Raw genomic sequence first — 20553 nt, 5'->3', positions numbered from 1 at the left:
CGTGCCTGACCACGTGCTTTCCCGCCGCGGATTGACGAAGGAGGTCAGATGCGTGGGTGGATGCCGATGGTGGTGAGGAGGTGTTGCTGCTGAGGGTGGAGGGTGTTCCAGCGGGTGCGTTGCGTGTTGGCCCACCGTTGGAGCCCGGAGGGGCAGGGCTGGCCGGTGTGGTGGTTCAACTGGGCTTGCTGGTAGGTGCGTTGCCAGGTGTGGGGCCAGGGTGGGTTCCACCACGGGTCGATGCTTTCCAGGGCGTGGGTGGTGGTGGGGGAGAGGTGTCCTTGTCGGGCGGCGCGGCGTTTTTGTGTCAGCCAGTCGCCCAGCGCGAAGCCGTCGTGGTGGGTGTCTTTGCTGCAGGCGAGGTGGCTGTGGAGGGCGGCGTAGGCGCGGGCGTGGGCGAGGCCTGGGCTTGCGGGGTAGACGCGGCTGGTCCGGCGGCGGCCGACGGGGGTGATGCCCAGGTCGGTCAGGAGTTGTTGCTGTTGGGGGCGTAGGTGGGGCCAGGCGGCGTGTTGTGCTCTGATCCAGGTTCGTACGTCGGCCGGTGGGCCGCCGGGGCGGGTTTGTGTGGTGCGGGCGCGGGTGTAGGAGCGTTGCCAGGCGAGGTCCCAGGCGAGGTCCCAGGCCGGGTTCCACCACGGGTCGATCGTGGTGAGGGCCTGGTGGCGGGCGTTGGGGGTGGTGTCGCGTCGGGCTTGTTGGCGTTGGTAGTTGAGCCAGCGGCCGAGGGGGAAGCCGTCGTGGACGGTGGAGTAGGCCGCGGCCAGGGTGTGGTGGGCGGCGGCGTAGGCGCGGGCATGATCGAGCGCGGCTTCGGCGTAGGGGGTGAGGGGCCGGGTGTGGGCGGTCTCGCGGGTGAGGCCGATGTCGGTCAGGAGGCGCTGCTGGTCGGGGTGGAGGTCGTCGTAGCGGGTGCGCTGGAGGCGTAGCCAGGTGCGCTGGGCGGGGGCGAAGCTGCGGAAGTGGCGGTCGGCGTCGAGCCGGTGACCGGCCTGGACCTGGTCGTGGATGTGCTGCCAGGTGCGCTGCCATGCCAGGGTCCAGGGCGGGCACCACCAGGGATCGACTGTGGTCAGGGCCTTCGTTTGGGCGGACGGTGGTGTGCCGCGGTGGGCGTGGTCGCGGGCGTGCTGGCGTTGCCGGCGCAGCCATCGTCCGAGCTGGAAGCCGTCGTGGACGGTGCTGATCGCGGCGGCGAGGGTGCCGTGTGCTGCGTGGTAGGAGCGCGCGTACGCCAGTGCGGTGGCGAAGTCGGCCTCGTTTTCGGCGGGCCGGGCGGCGGCGCCGCGGGCGGTGTCTGCGGTGATCCCGACCTGGGCGAGCAAGGTGCGCTGGTCAGGCTGGAGGGTGTCGTACTGGGCGCACTGGGTGGTCAGCCAGGTGGCGAGGGCGCTGCCGGTACCGGGGAACCCGGCCGCGGCATCCAGCACGTGGCCGTCTTCGGCGTGGGTGCGCGCTTGGTGCCAGGAGCGCTGCCATTCCAGCGTCCACGGCGGGTTCCACCAGGGATCGATCGCCGACAGTGCGAGCGCCCGGGGTGAGGGGGTGCCGTGGCGGTGCTGGTAGGCGCGGTCTTTGCTGCGCTGGTTGGACAGCCACTGTCCCAGCTTCAGTCCGTCCTGGACGGTGTCGGTGGTCGCGTTCACCAGCGTGCCGTGGGTGCCGGCGAAAGCGTGTGCGCAGGCGAGGGCGCGCTGGAAGTGGGAGGCCATGTGCTTGCGGCGGGGCCGGGCCGCCTGTACGGCCTCGAGGGTGAGGCCGATGTCGGCCAGGAGGCGCTGTTGTGCGGGGTGCAGGCCGGTGTAGCCGGTGCACTGGTTGTACAGCCATTCGCCCAGGCCGAAGCCGGTGGTGGGGAAGCCTTGTTCGGGCCGCAGGGGCCCGCGGGCGCGGACGTGGTCGCGGGCTTGGTAGTAGAAGCGCTGCCACATCACCGTCCACGGCGGCCGCCACCACGGATCCAGTGCCTCGAGTTCCGCGACGTGTTCGGGTGGCATCGCGGCGAATTTCCGGTGGTTCTTCAGCCATGTGCCCAGGGCAAAGCCGTTGAAGCGGCTGTGGATCGGTGCGGCGAGGTGGCCGTGGACGGCGGCGTAGGCGCGGGCGTGCGCCAGACCGGTGGTGAACGCCTGATCCGACCTGTGCCGAAGCCCCAGGTGAAGCCGCGTCCCGCCCTCTGCCTTCTCCAACTTGTGGGCGGCGTAGCGGTAGGCCTGCAGTTCCCGGGCGATGGGCCGGGGCCGGTGTGCCATGTGCAGCGTCCACAGCCGGTCTGCGGCGGCCACGTCCGTAGGGGAGCGCACACAGTGCTGCGCCCAGACCAGCAAAGGACCGGCCGAGGTTGAGGCGATCCGTTCGCGCAGCCACGGCCGCCTCGTGACCCGTGCCAGCTCGGTGACCAGTTCTGGGGCGTACGCGAGGGTGTGCGGCACATGCCCGCTGGTGTCGTCGAGCAGCCACTGCCGGGTACGTTCGCTGGTGAGGACGGAGGTGAGGGCGACCGTCTCCGGGTAGGTGACCGCGTCTCTCACCAGCAGCCGCCACCAGCCCGGATCTGCCCCCGGCGGCGCCATCTGGCGTGCCCGGTTGGGCCACTGCTCTTCTTCGGGCCACTGCTGTGCCCACCAGGAGACGATCACGGCATGCGCGATCTCGAACGCGCGGGCGGCGTCCGGCCGATGGCGCAGCAGATCCAGATGCCGCCGGTGCGCCGTGACCATCTGCGGCAGCTCCGCCAGGTCGACCTGCTCAATGTCGGCTGGCGCGCCGTCGATCCAGTGGGTGCCGAGCATCCAGCGCCGGTGGCGCGGGCAGATACGGGTGTGTGGTTTCAGGTACACCCGTGCGGGCTTGGTACGTCCGGTGCGTGCGGCCGTGCACAGCCGGCAGCCTTCTCCCGCGGCCTGCACTACGCTCCCGAAGCGGAACCGCCCGGCTGCACCCGCCCCGTCCGGCGAGACGGGCTCTTGGGCGGTCCAGGCGGGCAGGGCCCGCTGAAGGATCTCCTCGGGCACGCGGCTGAACGCGGAGACGCGGGCGCGGGCTTCGGCGTTGAGGTAGACCTCGCCGTCCGTGCGGTAGCCCTTGAACAGGCCTCCGCCGATCTGGAGGAGGGCGGGGATGAGGTCTCTGACGCCGAGCCGGTAGCGGTCGGCCAGCCGGTCCAGGTACGACAGGTTCGTCTCGCCCTGCTGCGGCGCGAGCCGTACCGGCCCTGGACGTGCCGAAGCCGTACGCGGCGGCTGCGGCTGTGGTGGAAGAGAGTCGTGCATCAGGGAGCAGAGGTCGTTCCTGGCGGGTTCGGATGTATCGGCATCCGAGCAGTGGCCAAACGGGGGATCGGGACGGACGGTTGACGCAGACGCCGCCGGTCAGGGCTGGCGTTGCGAGGGCATCCGGCGGCGGTGCGGTGCCCGGGCCCGTTGTTCGGCGGCGCTGTCGAGCTCGATCTGTTCGAGCAGCTTCTTGGTGATCTTCTCGGTGCCGTCCAGCAGGGAGACAAGGGCGGCTTCCCGGATGAGGTGAGAGAGGCTGCCCATGCGGCCGCCAGTGCGGGCATGCAGGTAGGCGGCGTGCGTGACCAGGGTGCCGGGCCGGTGGCGGCGCAGCCGCAGGGCGCTGTCCATGCTGCGCACCAGGTCGTGCCAGATCTGCTTGTCCGCGGCGCTGCCGTAGCGCAGCGGCTGGTTGCGCACGATTTTGAAGCGGCCTGCGAGCTGGGAGCCGCGCACGCCGGTCAGCAGGGGCGAGGATTCGACGTCGATGCCGGAGTAGACGAAGGTCGCCGGGATCCGCTCGCCGAGGTACTTCAGCTGGTCGGAGGTCTCGGCGCCGGCCCGGCTGCGGGTGTCCATCAGGTGCACGTCGTCGACCAGGACCAGCTGGGTGCTCATCTCGCACAGCAGCTCGCACACGGCGTTGGTGATCTGGATCTGGTTCATCCGTTCCAGGGCGGGCAGGCCGAGGAAGCGGGCGAACTCGCTGATGAGCATCTTCGGGGTGGAGGACGGCGGCACGGTGATGAACAGCACGGGCAGACGCCCGTCCTGGTTCGGGTGGCGGCGCCGGTCGGCGAGTTCCACGGTGCGCCCGAGCTGCTGCATGGCGGTGGTCTTCCCGGTGGTGGCGGGCCCGGAGATGATCAGGCCGCGCCGGGCTCCGCCCTGCTGGCCGCGGTTGAGCAGCAGCAGGCGGCGTACCGCGGTGGAGATGGTATCCATGGCGGGGGTCTTCAGCACCACGAACCGTGCGTGGTAGTCCTCCCGCTGCTCCAGCGTCCATTCCTGGTCGCCGGCGTCCCGTGCCGGTGCGTGGGGCGTGTCGACGAACTGCTGCCACCCGTCCCACGTGGTCAGGGGATGGAAGGTGCTGTGCTGCGCGGTGGCGGGCTGGGCCGCTGTCACCATGCCTGGGCCTCCTGGTACGGGTCGTAGATGCGCATGCCGCCCGCCCCGGCGGCGTCCAACGTCTGCTCAGCGGCCTGGTCCCGGGCCGTTTCGGCCGTCGGCTCGGATGCTTCTTCCGCGTGGCCTGCCGCGGCGTCCTGGCCGTCGGCGAGGGCGGCGAGAAGGTAGTCCTCGCCGTCCGGGTCGTCCTCGATGTCGTCCAGGCTCTCGTCGGTGTCCCAGCCGTCGGCATCCTCGAGCGGGACGGTGAAGGAACCGGGCAGCCCGAACGAGGCCCCCGGCGCGAGAGGCGCAGGCCACTGCTGCGGGGCGGTGGCGGGGGAGGGCTCGGTCATCTGCGCGGCCGCCTGGGCCCGGGCGGCTACCGTCCGCTCTCGCCTGCTGCCCAGTCCCTGGCTCGCTCGGCGCAGCAGCGCATCCAGCGCCTGGGCGATCGCCGCCTCGTGCTCTTCACGGCCATGCCGGCGTTCCACAGTGCGGCGGACGTGGTCGAAGGTGAACGCGGTGAACGGGCGCCGGACCGCCCCCGCGTGGACCCACGGCACCTCCAGCCATCCCTCGGGCAGGCGCACCCACACCCGGTTCGGATCGTAGGGGTTGTGGTGGACCTCCCACCGTCCGTTCTTGTCCGCCCGCGGTGAGCGGCGGCGCCGGTAGGGGTTCAGGCCGGGATGGTCGTAGGTGCGGTAGCCGAAGCGGATGCCGTAGTCGTTGACGGCCTGCCACCGAAGAGGCAGCAGCTCGACATAGTCGTGGGCGGACAAGGGCACCGGTACATGCCCCGTCACCGCCACCAGGGCCGCCCACATCTCGTTGGGTGAGACGGCGACCCGCGGCATCATCGGGTGCCGCAGCGCCTCGTGCCGGCGCTCCTGCCATCCGGCGATGACCCACTCGTCCAGCAGTTCCTGAAGCTGCGTCAGGCTCCAGCAGGCATCCTGCTCCGCGGCGGCGCCCCGCTGGGAGACGTCCGAGCCGGTGTGGCCCGGCAGGTACTGGCTGAACCCGTCGGCAATCGCGCGGAAGGTCCGCTCCACGTTCCCCTTCGCCGGGCCGTTCGCCGGCGGCACCGGCTGCACCGATACCCCCAGGCTCTCGCACGCCGAGATGAACGACGCCGACACGTACACACGGCCCTGGTCCACGACCACCGTCTCCGGCATGATCACCGGCCGGGCGGCCGCCTGCTCCAGCCGCGCGTCCAACGCGATCAGCCGCTCGTAGGGAATGACCGACCGCCGCATCGACAGCGCCTTGTCCCAGCCCGGCCGCATCGCCGCCGGCACCACCATCTGCGCCAGCAGCATCGCCGCGTCCACCGACCGCGTGCCCACCGGACGCAGCAGAGCGGCGCAGATGCTGCGCGTCGCCACGTCCAGCGCGATGCACAGTTCAAGACGGCCGGTCACACCGTCGTCCAGCACCGCCAGTACATCCAGCGGCGTGGTGTCCAGCATCACCAGCTCACCCGGGCGCAGTGCCACCGTCGGCGTGAACGGAGGTGCCGGCCGCGACGCATGCCACCGCCGCTGCGCCGCAGTCCCCAGCAGCCCCTGTCCGTCGGCCACCGCGTGCACCAGCCGGTTGAACGTCGACGCCGGCGGCAGGGCCACCACCCCGGCGCCGTACTCCTCCTCCAGCAGCCACCCCACCCGGCGGCGCAGCCGCACCAGCGTGCCCGTCGACCGCTCCCGCTGCCCCTCCAGCACCTTCCTGACTGCCGCGACCACCCGTTCATCGGCCCGCCCCACCGCCGACCGCTCCCGCACTGCCCGGCCGTCCACCAGCCCCCACAAGCCCTCGCTGCGGTAGCGCGCCCGCATCCGGCGCACCGTCGCCGCACTCGCCGCCCAGCCCGCCGCCGTCAACTCCTCGGCCTTTGCCCGCTCGCGCTGCGCCAGGCTTCGTATCGCCGGATCGAACTGCTCGCGTGGGGCGCCCTGCCCAACCGCGTCCGGGAAGCCGGTCTCCACCTCCCGCACATGCCGCTGCCACGCCAGAGCCCGCTCCCGCACCTCCACCGGCAGCGCTTCCAGCAGCCCGAACGGCGGCACCCTCCCCGGCGCCGGTCCGCCTTCCACCTCGAAGGACGGATCGGCGAACAGGTAGGGCAGCAGCACCACCGCCGAGGCGCCCTCGTCGGTCACCAGCGTGGCCCGGGGGCCTTCCAGCACGGCGAGCGTCCATACCCGTCCGTCGTAGCGAAGGCGCGCCCCGACCTCGACAACCGCCTGCGTCACGCCGCTTCGGCCTCCTGCCGTGCGACCGAGACGACGGCACGCTCGTGCAGCGGTTCGTCCAGCCGCACCTGCAGCACACCGCTCCACAGCGCGTGAAAGACCGCGGGCCACACGGCGATCGGGTCACCCAGCTCACACACCGCCTCCACCGCCGGCCGCGGACTGCCGAAGGCCTCCACCAGAGCCGGTATCCACGGCCCTGCGGCGTACCGGGGATGCCGGTAACCCGCCAGCCACCGCACATTGGCCACCAGCACCGGATCCGGCGGCCCCGCGAGCCGGTAGGACCAGCCCGCTGCCTCCGCTGCAGCCGCCACAACCCGTGCCCGCTCCGCCAGCCGGGCAGAGGGTCCGCTGGGTCCCGCGCAGTCGAGCAACAGGCCGCTGCCGTCCTGAAGCCTGGCCATCAGCTGCGGCGCATGACCGACAGCCTTGCTTTCCTCACGCCACACCAGCTCCACCGGTCGGCAGGCCAGCGCCACCGCCGTCGGATCCCGGTCCAGCAGCATCAGCTCGGTCCGCATGACACCGGACCCGTACGCCACCAGCCGCCTGGTGGTCGACGACCACCACCAGCCCGGAGCCACACGCCGCCCGTGCCGGACGGGGAAAGGCCGTACCGCAGGACCCTCCTCGAAGAGGACGTCCTGCGCAGCCTCAAGCCACGGGACCTGACGCGAGCACCCCAGAGGGTCTCGAAAGCGCACATCGATCAGGCTGGCATCTACGGCTGTAGCGCCTTCGCGTCGAACAGCACCACCCGTACGGTGCGGCTCGGGGATGCGGCACCCGGCCCCAGGTACCGCGGACGATGCGGCCTCCTGGCTGCTGTCGATGATCACGTACTCCACACAACGCCATGCCTGACCTGCCGCGCAGGAGAACCGGCCGGTAACCGCAACATCGGTGCAACCGCCGGATGTTGGGCTGCGCGGGGCACCCAGGGTGCCGGGCGGGGGCACCGGTGTCAGTGCAGAGTTCTGCACTTTCACCCCGCCGCGCCGCACCCTGTCGGGCAACGGCTCGCCGGATGCCGACCGGCCCGCGCCGCCATTCGGCTGCCGCCGGTCGTGTCACTCCTCGCCCTCACCCAGGGCGAGCACCGCGGCCAGCTCCTGGGCGGGCAGACGGGACCACGCGGCGACCTCCTCCAGCGCCACCCCGGCGGCGACGGCCGCGGCGGCGGTGTGCACGAGGGCCTGGTCGATCAGGGCGGCACTGTGGCTGAGGTGCTCCAGCAGGGTGCGGGCCACCTCGGCGGTGGTGCCGCTGTGCACGCCGCGCAGCTCCACCAGCTGTTCGCGCGCCTCGTCGACCAACTGCGTGATGACGAGCCGTTGTTCGGCGCTCACCGTGGCCCGCCACCGGGTCGCCGAGCCACCCGACTTCTGCTCTGCCGCCATGACGCGCAGCTGGCCGGCCATCGTGGCGGGCTGCTGTTCCCGCTTCAGCCGCCACGGATCCTCCCGCCACCCCGGCGGCCCCGTCTCGTGGCGGCGGGCGCGCACGATCGCGCCCTTCCAATCGTTCAGCGGGTTGCCGTGGTCGGCCGCAAGTTCGGGTCCCAGCCAGGTGCGGCCCACCCGCTCGCCCAGCCGGTGGCAGAACGGGTCGTCGGCGCCCCGCGCCCGAGGCTGCATCCCGCCGCTTGCCTGCCAGGCCACCTCGGCCATGGCCGGCTCCAGCAGCGCCCGCGCCACGGCCACCACCTCCGGGAAGATCGCCGCGTCCCGGCCCACGATCCGCCACCACTCAAGCCGTGACCCCACGCTGCCGCCCGCCAAGTGGTGCAGACGACGCGGCCAGATCTCCTCCTGCTCCCAGTACAGAGCCTGCTCCCACCAGCGGGCCACCACCGCATGCGCCAGTGTGAACGCCTGCTGCGGCTCCACCCCGGCGCGCACCGCACGCCGTGCCACGCCCGGCCACCGCCGCTGCGCGGCCATCACCTCCGGCAGCAGGCGCAGATCGAGGTGTTCCAGCGGCTGGTCGGCGTCCGCGTCCAGCAGCCAGCGCCCGTGCCGCAGGCAGACCCGCTGCCGGCGCGGCAGATACCGCACCGCCCGCAGTGCCTGCCCGGTGCGCCGCGCGGTGCACAGCCGGCAGCTGAACGCTGCTTCCCCCGCCACCGCGGCTGCCGCCCGCCACCGTGCCTGCGCCAGGGCGGCGTCCCGGCCGGTGCTGATCTTGGGATCGTCCACGGTGAAGGACGGCAGAGCGCGCGCCAGCACCGCCGGTTCCACTCCGCACAGCTCGGCGAGCACACCCCGCCCGGCCCCGTTGAGGACGACCTCCGCATCTGCCCTCACACCGCCGCCGTCGTGCCGGGTGGGGGAGTTGCGGCACGTCCACAGCCGCAGCACGCTGCTGGCTGCGAGACTGTAGCGGGCCGCCACCCGGCTGATCAGCGACGCGGTCAGCTCCCCGGCCAGCGGCACGGTTCGCAACACCCCTGCTGCCACACCTCACCCCCGATGCCCTCTTCGGCTCACACAGCGTCCTCATGTTCTACCCCAACCCACCGCTGCACCGGTCGAAGCCAACCGGCGGACCAGCACACCATGAGGCATCAAAAGGCCCCAGTTGCACTGTTGATGGGGCAGTCCTCGCCCCTCGGCGCGTCAACGTCATCGGGACGGCAGCTCCTTGTCATCACGGGGGCGTCCGACCAGCCGAGCCACAGCCGCCCCAGGGCCTGCGGTGTCCGGAATGCCTGCGGATATCGCTGATCCGGACACCTCGTCATCGGTCTGGAGCGGAGACGTGTTGTTGGGATATCGCCCCTTTGAGGTTAAGCACATGGATAAATCCAGGGTTAATTTTTGCTAGGGTGCGGGTTGGAGGTGGCGATGGCGGACCGGCCGAGTCAGGACGAGCTCTTCGCGGCGGTGGACGAACTGCTGGCGGGTGAGCCGGAGTTGCCGCCGCCGGTGGAACGGGCTCGGCTGCGGGAGGCAGCCGGTATCACGCAGGCCCGGCTGGCTCATGTGCTGCGGACCACGACGCAGACGGTGAAGAACTGGGAGAACGGCCGCTCGGAGCCGCGCCCGCCGCGTCGGCAGGCGTACCTGCGGCTGCTGGAAGGCTGGGCGACGAAGCACCCGGAATCGGCCACCGAGCCCGTGCCGGAGACCTTCACCGGACCCACGTCCCAGCGGCCTGCCCCCGCCGACGGGCCCGCTGACGACATGCCGGCTGCTCCCGAGAGTTCTCCGCGCCCCCACCGGCCTGCCTCTACGGGGCCTGCGTCGACATCACGGCGTCCGGCGCGGCCGAAGTCGGCCGCGCCCGCGGCCGATGCCCGCTTTCCCCACGGCCCTCTCGCTGTGCTGGATGGGGACGGCACTGCCTACTGCCTGGGCGGCGTGCTGCTGGACTGCCCGGCGACCACCATCGGCCAGTTGGTGGAGTGGGTGCTGAAGGAATCGGGGATCGGGCAGGCGCGGCTTCACCGGCACGGCAAGGACTTCGACCCGCTGATCGCGCTCACCGCCTCGGCTGCCGCGCGGTTCGGGCTGCCAGAGCGGCTTGAGGACCGCCGCGGGCTGCGCCTGGCGGAGGACCATCCGGTGATCAGGCAGCTGACGAAGGCGAAGTGGAAGTTGACCCAGCGCGGGTTCGGCCCATGGCCGCGGATCTACCGTCCGGCCGAGGCGGGCCGACGGCAGTGCGTACAGCTGGCGGTCCTGCCATGGGACGCCCTCGACACCCGCGCCTGGGGCGGTGCCGCGGAGCTGCATCCCGCCGATCTGGCCCGTGTTCTAGGCGTGTTCGCGTCCCGGGTTCTCACTCCGCGGGGTTCCACTGCGGTGACCGGTCTGGAGTTGATGACGGCCTTGCGGCCGCCGACCCGGCCGGTCAAGGACGAGACGAGCGGTCAGTGGGTCTCCGGCCCGAACTCGGGAGCCCTTGCCCTGCCGGTGGACCCGGCGCCGCCGGAGGCTCCCCAGGAGCATCCGGTCGCGCAGGGTTGGGAGGATGGCTTCCTGGACGAGGAGGCCTACCAGTGGGCGCGCGACCCCCACCTGCTCAATGACGAGGAGTGCCTGCTGCCCTGGGCGGTGGGCATCGACATCAACACCGCCTTCCTCGCCGCCGCCGCCCGCCTCACGGTCGGTCTGTCCGGGCCGGTCCGCGTCACGGCGCCGGTGTTCGACAAGAAGATCCCCGGCACGTGGCTGGTGGACCTGTCCGGCATCGAGCTGGACGCGCGTCTGCCCAACCCCTTCACTCCCAGCGGACAGCGTCCCGAGGGGCCCGGCTGGTACACCACCGCGACCCTTGCCTATGCCGAGGAACTCGGCTGCGAGGTCCGACCGATCGAGGCGTATCTGCGCCAGGAGACCGGCGCTTACCTGGATCCGTGGCACGACCGGCTCAAGGACGCCTACCTCACCACCACCGCGGACATGGGCATCCCCGTCGACAAGGACGCCGACCCGGCCGCGTTCCTGGACGCCGTCGCGCTGCACAAGACGTACGCGGCTGCAGACGACACTCGCCTCGACGCTCTGCGCGCTGCGCTCGCTGAACTGCCCACGGACCGTGCCGACCTCAGCGACGAGGACCTGGCCGCCCTGGTGCGTCGGCACCGGCAGGGCGCGATGGTGCTGTCGGCGATCAAGTCGACGGTCAAGGGCGGCATCGGCAAGCTCCGCGAACGTCCCCAGGGCCGCCACTACCGTGACGGGGAGCGCTGGCCCGCCCTGGAGCGCCCCACCTGGAGGCCCGACATCCGCGCGGCGGTCATCGCCAAGGCGCGGGTGAACATGCACCGCAAGATGGCCAAGCTCGCTGCCCTGACCGGCCAATACCCGCTCGCCGTGCTGTCGGACTGCGTCGTCTACGCCAGCCCAGGTCCCTCCCCGCTGGACTTCCTGCCGTTGGGCGGCGACGGCACGCCGGTGTACGGCACCTTCCGCCTTGGGGCGAACCCCGGCTTCTGCAAGGTCGAGGGTGTCCAGGAGATGGCGTGGGCGGTCGACCTGATGGAGCAGGGCTACAACCCCGCCCGCCACATCAAGGGCGGCGACGCCGTCGCGGACGAAGGGGAGTAGGCCGTGGTGCGACGGATCCGTCCAGGCAATGCCGACGCCGACGACGCCCTGGTCCAGGAAGCCATCGAGCAGGCCGACCAGGAAGTCTTCACCCACGAACCGCCCAAGACTCTCAAGGGGCGTATCAACTTCCTGCTGAAGCAGCTGAAGACGACCAAGGCCATCGCCCAGGAACTCGGCATCACCCAGCGCTCCGTGGAGCGCTACCGCACCGGCGCGCGCAAGCAGCCACCCAAGGCGATCGCCGACCGGATCGACGCGGCCGTACGCGCCCGCTGGCAGCCCCGCGTCCGCGACCGGCGCCGCAAGCAGGCCGCGACCCGTACCGGGATCACCGTTGAGGCCCGCGCCCGGTTCGGCTACAGCGCGCCGATCGGCACGACCGACGACGGCCGCACACGGCGCATCACCGTCCACCTCCCGGCCGACTACGCCCGGCGCCTCTTCGACGCCCAGGAGGGCATCGGCGACCAGTCTCCCAACGAAGTTATCGCCGAGGGAATCCAAGAAACGTATTTTAAAGACCACGGTCGTCGTGCCGACCACCTCGAAGTCGAATTCACAGACATCGACTACATCGACATCTCGCTCTGAAAAGGAGCGCAGTTGGGCCGTACGGCACGGTACGGCTGTCGGCAACGGACGCCGACCAAGTCATCGCACAGATCTGCGCCACCACCGGGAACGCCCTGACCACTCACCAGTGGAATCAGTACGTCGGTACGCTCCCTTACCGATCGCCCTGCCCGTAACCCGCGCTCAGTGGCAGCCAGCACGCACGCGATCGGCGAGCTGCTGCTGGAAGTCGCCCCGGCCTACCTCTCCGACACCGACGCCACGGGCATCCTCACCCGGTTCTGCAACGACATCGGGATCGAGGGCCTGCCACTGCATGGTGCTGCTCGTAGTGGTGTGCAGCGGGGTGCTGCTGCTGATCGTCGGGATGGTGCTGCTCGTGGGACTCTCCGGGAAATGCGGGGAAAGCGGGTCACCCTCGCGGGGTGCCGGTCGGACGACGTACGCCAGGGTGGTCGGCGAAAGCGATTCGCTGGACGTGTTCGCCGCCCTGGACGCGGAGTTGTCGGCGGCGGAGGCCGACTGGGACCGGCTGATTCCTGACAGGGTGTGCGGGGCCGGGCCGCGTGATCCTGCCCTGCCGCAACCTGCCGGAGCTGCCGGTCTTTGCGGCAAAACAGCATGCGCTCAGATCGTCACAGCCTGCACACTGAGGGCCTCTCGTACCGGAGGAAGCTGCCGTGACGTCCTTGACCCCGCTCGAAGTGCAGCGACTTGCCTACATCAGGTTCCTGTTCGAAGAGGGAATCGACTACAGCCGGCGCCCGGCTCCGTTGTCGGCTACTGCGGTTCTGGTGCTTCACGATGCCGTGGAGCTCTTCCTCGGTCTGGCTGCGGATCATCATGCAACCGACCCGGACCCGAAGATCCAGTTCATGGCGTACTGGGCTGAGTTGAAGAAGTCCGAGGCGGCCATTCATCTCCCTGGCCAGGGCTCCATGCGCACCTTGAACGATGTCCGTGTCGCTATGAAGCACCACGGCACCCCTCCGGCAGAGCAGACCATCGAACGTTCAGCTGCGGATGTGCTGCGCTTCTTCACCACGGCCACACCCGTCGTCTTTGACGTCGACTTCGACCGCATCGACATGGTCGACCTCGTCGCGCAGGAAGCGGTCGCGCAGCTGCTGCGTGACGCCCAGCCATGGGCGGACAGAGGCGACCACACCCACGCCATGGCAGGGCTTTCACTGGCGATGGATGCGCTGCTGGACTACTACGCCCGGCCCGACACTCCTTTCGGATGGCGGGAAACGCCGTTCTCATTCGGTCCGGCAGTCACTTGGCGCCACGTAGCGCACACGGACTCACGCACGATTGAGGGGCAGGTCAGCATGCTGTCGGCCATCGCCAAGGAAACTCGGACCGCACTGCAGATCATCTGCCTGGGTATCGACTTTCCGAGTTTCGCCAGATTCCAGACGCTCGCTCCTCGCGTCCACGGTTACTACGATCACAGCTACCGGTACAGCTACCTGCCCTCAGACCCCGCTACTCCCCAGCAGTACTCGTGGGCGAGACACTTTGTCATCGAGTCAGCACTCCGTGCATCGCGGGCTGACGAAGCGCTCGATTTCATGCACGGGCAAGAAGCACACACAGAGCGGATGCAGGCGAAGTCCCAGGAGCGTGCCTGGACGGGTCCGCCAACGGACTGACGGGCGTTCCATCCGCCCGACGGCCGGACGAAGAGAACATTCCAGGCCGAGCATCGCGCGGACGCGGTGACTTCACCGGGGTTGGTGCCTCGCTCGGCCTCGCCCCGGAAGGCACGGAAGGCGAGGACGTTCCGCAGTGGAAGGGTGTCGATGTCGGCTCGCCCTTCGACTATCCCAAGGGCATCCTGTACGTCGCCAAGCACCTGGCCTGCCCCGCCCGGGACGGCGACCGCGCGGACATGCTCGACGAGCTCACCGAGCTGATCCAGGCGGTCGGCGGCAGGACCCTGGGTCTGTTCTCGTCGATGCGGGCCGCCCAGCTGGCCGCGCAGGAGCTGCGCAGGCGTATCCCCGAGTTCCCGATCCTTCTCCAGGGCGAGGAGACCCTCGGCGAACTGATCAAGAACTTCGCGGCCGACCCGAAGACTTGTCTCTTCGGCACGCTGTCGCTCTGGCAGGGGGTCGACGTTCCGGGGCCCAGCTGCCAGCTGGTCGTCATGGACAAGATCCCGTTCCCGCGCCCGGACGACCCGCTGATGAGCGCCCGCCAGAAGGCGGTCGAGAACGCCGGAGGGAACGGCTTCATGGCGGTCGCCGCCACCCACGCCGCGTGCTCATGGCGCAGGGCGCAGGCCGTCTCGTACGGGCGTCTCGCGGGTCGGCCGGTCGCGACGCCGCGACCGGCCGACCCGCGATCGAAAACCCATCCGGCACCGGGCCGGACAGTGCAGGGTCCCGGGGCCCGGTCTGAGGGCGGGAGCCTGGGAGGCTTGGCCCGCCGCAGCCGCCATACGCGCCGCAGTACCGCCACCACCTTGCCGAGGATGGTCGCCTCGTCGCCGGGGATCGGCTCGTAGGGCCGAGTTGTGCGGGAGGAGCCAGACGTGGCCGTCCTCGCGCTTGAAGCGCTTGACGGTGGCTTCGCCGTCGAGCATCGCGGCGACGATGTCGCCGTTCTCGGCGACGGGCTGGCGGCGGACGGTGGCCCAGTCGCCGTCACAGATGGCGGCCTCGATCATGGAGTCGCCGACGACCTTGACGTCCTCGACGGATTCCTCGGCGAGGATCGGGCCGCCGGCGGCGATGCGACCGACCAGCGGGACGTACGACGCGGCGGGTCGGCGGTGTCTGTGGGCTGTGCCGACGAGCCTGGTCCGAGCCGCGCACCTCGTACGCGCGCGGGCGGTGCGGATCGCGGCGCAGGAAGCCCTTGCGCTCCAGCGCCATCCGCAGGCGCCGCCAGTGCCCCGACTGCTCCCGTCGTTTCACGACCGTGGAGACGTGCTCGCTGATGGTGGTCAAGCGCTCCGGCGTGACCGAGCCCTTCAGCCGTACCAAGGTCATCAACGGCGTGCGCAAGGCATGCCAGGGGCGGCCTGTCACCGAGGACGCGCTCGCCCAGCTCGGCCAGCGGGTCGAGGAGGCGGTGCGGGCCACCGGAAGCGCCGAACTGACCACCCACGACGTGGGGCTGGCCATACTCGGCCCGTTGCAGGAACTCGACCTCGTTGCCTATCTGCGGTTCGCGTCCGTCTATCGGGCGTTCGACTCGCTCGAGGACTTCGAGGCCGCCATCGCGGCGCAGACAAGTGGCAAGGCACTTCAGGGCGTTTTAGCCCGATACAGGGAGGCGGCATGACAGAGACGGCGAGCGGTCCGGCACGAGGTTCCCGCGCCAAGGGCACCAAGGCCAGCAAGGGGCTGCGCATCGAGCGCATCCACACCACCCCCGGCGTGCACCCGTACGACGAGGTGGAGTGGGAGCGCCGTGACGTCGTCATGACCAACTGGCGCGACGGCTCGGTCAACTTCGAGCAGCGTGGCGTCGAGTTCCCCGGCTTCTGGTCGGTGAACGCGGTCAACATCGTCACCAGCAAGTACTTCCGCGGTGCCGTCGGCACCCCGCAGCGCGAGGTGAGCCTCAAGCAGCTCAGAGTCGGGTGGCGCCACGCGCGGCCAAGATGGTCATCCTCGACGTCGACCACCCCGACATCGAGGACTCCATCGAGACCAAGGTCAAGGAGGAGGAGGAGGAGAAGAAGCCGCGCTCTGCGTGACGCGGGCTTCGACATGGACCTGGGCGGCGACGACATCACGTCCGTCCAGTACCAGAACGCCAACAACTCGGTCCGTGTGAACGAAGAGTTCATGAAGGCGGTCCCGGACGGTGCCGCGATGGGGCATCGCCATCGCGGGCTTCCTGGCCTCAGGAGGTCTGCGACAAAACTCCCGTCTTCCGCCAAGCCGCCTCGGGTGCGCAGGGCAGGGCGCTGTTCATCGCATGCACCGGCTCGAGTCGGCCCTAACGGCGGTCCTGGGCAGTGATGGTGGCACTGTCTGCGGTGGTGGTCACGTCGGCCCCTCTCGATGGTCTCCCTGCTGGACAACGGTAGTTGCTTTCGAAAGATCGCGCCAAGCGCACGTTCGAGTGAAAAGGCGCGGATTGCCTGACGTGATCATGTGTCTGGGTGTATGGCTACGCTGCACCTGGCGGACAAAAGGGCCCATTGCTGTACTCTTCACCGCCGGGACAACGGCCGTGCCAGCAGATGTGGGGCCGTAGCCCAGTCGGCCGTCTGAGTACCCCGTCAACCGGGTGCCAGCCCTCTCAACTGCACGGCCACCACGGTATTTCCGCGTGTCCGGGATCGGTACGGCCGTGCGGCACATGCCAATGCGTGTGCGACACGCGCGGCGTGGGTCAATTTTCGTATCGATCCCCACATCTAGTGGTTGGATTGCAGCAGCAGCCCAAGTGTTGTGGTCCCCCCGGTCTCCGGGTCTGGTCAACACGCTTATGCTTGGGCCCAGTTCCTTCCAGTGGTCCCACCCAGTTGTTCGCCTCCGTGCGAGGCGAAGTCCTGAGCAGTACTCAGGACCCCTACTGGGGCCGAAGGGAGGGATACAGATGGCCGAGGAGACTTCTCCTACTGGTCACTGCGCGCGGTGTGAGCGTCGTCTGTCGAAACGGCAGGCGGTGGTCGACTGGGCGCCGGTGATCATAAAGGTCGTTTGGGAAGTGGTGCAGTCCTTCTGGTTCTGACCAGAAGCAGGAACCGGCCGGTGACGGTGAGCTCACACAGCAGTGAGCCCGACCGCTGATTGGACGGCCGGGCTTTGACTGCGGCACCCTTGAGGGGCCTGATTGCTGGTAGCCGCCAGCTTCAGGCCCTTTGAGGCCTTCCGGGCCTGTCGGTCCTCAGTGAGTCCCGGCCAGTCCCGATGAGTCCCCTGGTGTCCACTGCATCGTATGACATCAACATGGCCCCGCAATGCATTGGGAGACATCGAAATTCCGGCGTCATTGCTAGCTCCGAAGGCTGAACTGCCATACGAAGCCAACACTGCTTCCATGCCGAGCCACAGGTCAGCGGACACGCGAGCGGTCGGCGCACTGAGGCCTGGTAGCGGCGGTCAGGTGAACAGGATACCGGGACCGCTGCATGACCCGAGGGGTCGACGACACGTTTCTGGTACAGGTCGGCGTGAACGGGGTGACCGTCTCCGTGCCGTCATCATGCACGGCGACACGGTCGACCAGCTGCGCGAGCACCTGCTCCGGGGCGAGGCAGACACACGCGGTGATTGCGCGCAGGCGGCGGCTCATGGCGACGGACAGCCACACCCGTCCACATAGCGATCTTCTGTCCCCTTACGCCCAGTCGTATCCGAGTTCGGCGAGCGCCTGGAGTTTGTCGGGGGTGAGCTTGGCACGGCGGGTTTTGGTGTTGGACAGCCAGACTCCGAGTCGGACGGTCGTTCCGTCCTCCAGCTCCTCTACGTGGCCCCTGGGGATCGTCACGGAGCCCGTACGCGCCTTGTACTGTGCCAGGGCCGCAACCCCCCGCTCGAACGCCCCAGAACCGCCCTTGGAGGGCTTCGCGGGCGCTTTCTGCTCCGGGGGCAGCGGGGCGATGCCGAGGGCCTCGAGGCGTTCGCGCTGTCCGTCCATCAGGGCCTGCCAGACCGCCGGTTGACGCTGCCTCTGGAGCCATCGTCCGATGTCCATGCCGTGCACCGTCACGCCGGGCGTCACGTCGGTCTGTTCGGTTTCTTCGCGGAGGAGTTCGTGTACGGCGGTGTAGTGGCGTTGCCAGTTCACCGGCCAGGCGGGGTTCCAGTCCGGATCGATGGCCGCGAGTGCGGCCGCGCGTTCCGGGTGCCCGTCCAGGGCTCCGGGGCGGCGGAGGTTGGACAGCCATTGTCCGATCGGTTTGTCGAGTGCGGTGGCGGTGCGTGGTGCGCAGAGTGTCCAGTGCTGTTCGTGGTAGGCGCGTGCGGCGGCGAGGTTTTCCTGGAAGGCGGCGTCGGTGGCGTCCCAGGCCATGCCGAGCTGTTCCAGCCGCTCGGCCCGCTTCCCGTTCAACTGCCCAGCCCCGTAGGCGCGGCGTTGTTCTGAGACCCACTGTCCGAGGGGATACGGACCGGGAGCTTCCCTGTGGTCGTAGGGCACGCGGGCGTGATGCTCGCGTTCGACGTACCGGCGCAGCGCGGCGTAGCCGCGGGCCCAGTCTTGGCGTTCGGTGTCGATGACGTTGAAGCTGACCCACTCGGCGACCATGACCGGATCCCTGGGGGCAGCGAATCGCAGCAGCAGGCGTGCCTCTTCTTCGCCTTCCTGGGGCGCATCACCGATGTAGGTGAAGGGCTTTGTACGGGCCGGGCTGTCCTGGGGCACGGCCAGCAGTTCCACGGCCTCTTCGTCATGCGCGCGCAGCCCGGCCAGTACCTTGACGAGCGGACGGTAGGAGCTGGAGGTCAGCATGTCCTCCGGCCTCTCCCCGGCCTGCAGGAACACTGGCACGATCAACGTGGCGAGCTTCCCCTCACCGGGTTTCTGCCGCAGGGCCCGGCCGATGGCCTGGACGATGTCGTGGGGTGCGCCTTTGGGGTCGAGGAGCGCAACGGAGTCGACGGCCCGGATGTCGACGCCTTCGCCCAGGACGCGGCAGTTGGACAGGACGGCCCGCCGTGCGGTGGTGGCGAAGCTGCCCAGGATCTCCCGCCGGTGTTCGGGGGCGTGTTCGCCGCACAGCCAGTCGGCCCACATCCTCGTCGGGTACTTCTCCGGCTGGTCAGCGTGGAGCTTTGCCGCCACCCGCTGGAGCCCCTCCGCGAACGCCTGCGCCTCGATCGTGCGGTGGTGGAAAGTGATGGTGGTCTGCAGCCTGTGATCGGCCATCGCGCGCAGCAGCGCTGCCTGCAGGGCTCCGAGCCGCTGCCCGCGCACTTCTTCCTCATGCCGGCCGGGCCCGTACAGCCGCTCCGGGGTGACGACCGGGTCCTGGATCTCCACCACGCAAATCTCGTAGCGCGCCAGCAGGCCCCGTGAGATCGCCGAAGCGAGAGTGAGCTTGTACAGGACGGGGCCGAAGATGGTCTCGTCGTCCATGGAGGCGGCCATCTCCTGCGGCAGCGCCTCCCGTACCCTCTCCGCCACTTCCCAAGAAGGCGGCCGTTCCTGCCAGATCCGCGGTGTCGCCGTCAGGTACAGCCGGCGCGCGGCCGGGACGGTCGCCTGCTCGTGGATGTCCGCCCACGCCTTTCCCAGTGATCCGGAGGTGCGGTGCGCCTCGTCGACGACGGCCAGGTCCACGGGCGCGAGCTGCTGTCCGTAGGCGCCTTTGAAGGCCTCTGCGAGCACTCCGAGGGAGGCGTAGGTGGCGTAGATGGTGACTGGCCCGGTGCCGTGCCACAGCGCGAGCTGGATCGGGTTGGTGGTGCAGCGCACCCGTAGGTTCCACAGCTCCGGGTCCTCCTGGAGCGAGCACACCGCGACCGCCGGCCCTCTGTGCCCGGCCGCGTACCAGGCCTTCAGGGTCTGGGTCAGAAGCTCCAGGGTCGGCACGAGCACCAGTACCCGTCCGTGCGGCACGAGCCGCCGCGCCGCGGCCGCCGCCATGACGGTCTTCCCGGTCCCGCACGCGGCGTGGACCTGCCCGCGCAGCCCCTGCGCGGGAATACCGCCGGGCGGGATGTCGAGGCCGCGCACAATGGCGTCAACGGCCTCGATCTGGTGATCGCGGAGTTTCACGGCCATTTCCGGTGATCTCCTTTTCGCGGAATGCGGCACGCAGCCGGACAGGGATACCCTCGGAGTCGGAAGACTCTCGGATGGTGGTGCGCTGTAGCTCCAAAGTCTACACAGTGCATCACAATGAAGCATCCCCCCTCCGAACGGTTCGTCGAACGAGGCGATGATGGTCAGCCCTCACCCTCCAGCAAGAGAATGATGGTCCGTCATGTTGTCTTGAGGACCGAAGGAAGTTGAAGGGCAGGGAGCCGGGGGAACGGGGTTCAGGCGGAGCGCAGCGGAGCCTGTTCCCTATGGTTCTTCGACGTGCGCGGCTGGCATCCGGCAGAATGTGATGCTCCGTCAACTCTATTGCAGGGGGTGGTATAGCTGGGATTCACAGGGTTCACACGGCGGCGCACGTGATGCACCCTCTTCTTGCTGCCAGCCCTGGAGGCCCCGCTTGCGGGGACTCCCTCAATTCGCGCTTGCGCGAATTGACACTCTTTCAGAATTCCGCTTGCGGAATTCAATTCCCGTGCTCGCGCGGGAATTTGGCGGAGCGTCAGCGGAGCCGTTCACTCTGCGGCGGCTTGCCGCCGC

The 20553-nt window shown here is 69.6% G+C and carries 10 protein-coding genes and 3 pseudogenes; 6 read left to right on the top strand and 7 right to left on the bottom strand.

Features of this window, described 5'->3' with window-relative positions; genetic code table 11:
- Positions 1 to 44: 44 nt before the first annotated feature.
- The 5 genes from OG390_RS00065 to OG390_RS00045 all read right to left on the bottom strand — a co-directional run bounded on the left by OG390_RS00065 (position 45) and on the right by OG390_RS00045 (position 9096).
- Complete coding sequence (locus OG390_RS00065; protein WP_406164400.1) at positions 45 to 3272, bottom strand: Helicase associated domain protein; 3228 nt, start codon at positions 3270 to 3272, stop codon at positions 45 to 47.
- 99 nt (positions 3273 to 3371) lie between these two features.
- Positions 3372 to 4406 carry a TniB family NTP-binding protein gene (locus tag OG390_RS00060; protein ID WP_406164399.1) on the bottom strand — a complete coding sequence of 345 codons (1035 nt, stop codon included), beginning with the start codon at positions 4404 to 4406 and terminating at the stop codon, positions 3372 to 3374.
- The gene (locus OG390_RS00055) at positions 4400 to 6646 is read right to left on the bottom strand and encodes a transposase (RefSeq protein ID WP_406164398.1); all 2247 of its coding nucleotides are present in this window, start codon (positions 6644 to 6646) and stop codon (positions 4400 to 4402) included. Before OG390_RS00055 ends, OG390_RS00060 begins: the two co-directional genes overlap by 7 nt.
- Complete coding sequence (locus OG390_RS00050) at positions 6643 to 7353, bottom strand: TnsA-like heteromeric transposase endonuclease subunit (protein WP_406164397.1); 711 nt, start codon at positions 7351 to 7353, stop codon at positions 6643 to 6645. The genes OG390_RS00055 and OG390_RS00050 overlap by 4 nt, the downstream gene beginning before the upstream one ends.
- Before the next feature lie 366 nt (positions 7354 to 7719).
- Positions 7720 to 9096 carry a DNA-binding protein gene (locus OG390_RS00045; RefSeq protein WP_406164396.1) on the bottom strand — a complete coding sequence of 459 codons (1377 nt, stop codon included), beginning with the start codon at positions 9094 to 9096 and terminating at the stop codon, positions 7720 to 7722.
- Positions 9097 to 9495: 399 nt separating this feature from the next.
- Between OG390_RS00045 and tap the strand changes: the two genes are divergently transcribed.
- The 4 genes and pseudogenes from tap to OG390_RS00025 form a co-directional block, all read left to right on the top strand.
- Entirely contained in the window at positions 9496 to 11703 is a 2208-nt protein-coding gene (gene tap / locus OG390_RS00040; RefSeq protein WP_406164395.1) for a telomere-associated protein Tap, read from the top strand.
- Positions 11704 to 11706: 3 nt separating this feature from the next.
- A complete protein-coding gene (gene tpg, locus OG390_RS00035; protein ID WP_406164394.1) occupies positions 11707 to 12297 on the top strand; it encodes a telomere-protecting terminal protein Tpg in 591 nt (196 codons plus the stop codon).
- 662 nt (positions 12298 to 12959) lie between these two features.
- Entirely contained in the window at positions 12960 to 13937 is a 978-nt protein-coding gene (locus tag OG390_RS00030) for a hypothetical protein (RefSeq protein ID WP_406164393.1), read from the top strand.
- Positions 13938 to 14002: 65 nt separating this feature from the next.
- Positions 14003 to 14589, top strand: a pseudogene (locus OG390_RS00025) (ATP-dependent DNA helicase); the annotation flags it as partial.
- A gap of 138 nt (positions 14590 to 14727) precedes the next feature.
- On the opposite strand, the pseudogene OG390_RS00020 reads toward OG390_RS00025, so the two are convergent.
- Positions 14728 to 15164 (bottom strand): annotated as a pseudogene (locus OG390_RS00020) (LexA family protein); the annotation flags it as partial.
- Here OG390_RS00020 and OG390_RS00015 point away from each other — a divergent pair.
- Both OG390_RS00015 and OG390_RS00010 read left to right on the top strand, forming a co-directional pair.
- Positions 15148 to 15576, top strand: a complete 429-nt coding sequence (locus OG390_RS00015; RefSeq protein WP_406164392.1) for an ATP cone domain-containing protein — start codon at positions 15148 to 15150, stop codon at positions 15574 to 15576. The pseudogene OG390_RS00020 and the gene OG390_RS00015 overlap by 17 nt on opposite strands.
- A pseudogene (locus tag OG390_RS00010) lies at positions 15573 to 16118 on the top strand (hypothetical protein); the annotation flags it as partial. The gene OG390_RS00015 and the pseudogene OG390_RS00010, both read left to right, overlap by 4 nt.
- Before the next feature lie 1471 nt (positions 16119 to 17589).
- On the opposite strand, the gene OG390_RS00005 reads toward OG390_RS00010, so the two are convergent.
- On the bottom strand, positions 17590 to 19977 hold the full coding sequence (locus tag OG390_RS00005) for a Helicase associated domain protein (RefSeq protein ID WP_406164391.1): 2388 nt from the start codon (positions 19975 to 19977) through the stop codon (positions 17590 to 17592).
- Between the last annotated feature and the right edge of the window lie 576 nt (positions 19978 to 20553).

Origin of the sequence: Streptomyces sp. NBC_00996, from assembly GCF_045162675.1 — a bacterium.
Lineage (GTDB): Bacteria > Actinomycetota > Actinomycetes > Streptomycetales > Streptomycetaceae > Streptomyces.
The sequence above is the reverse complement of the archived record's forward strand: the minus strand, read 5'-3'. Positions and strand labels throughout refer to the sequence as shown.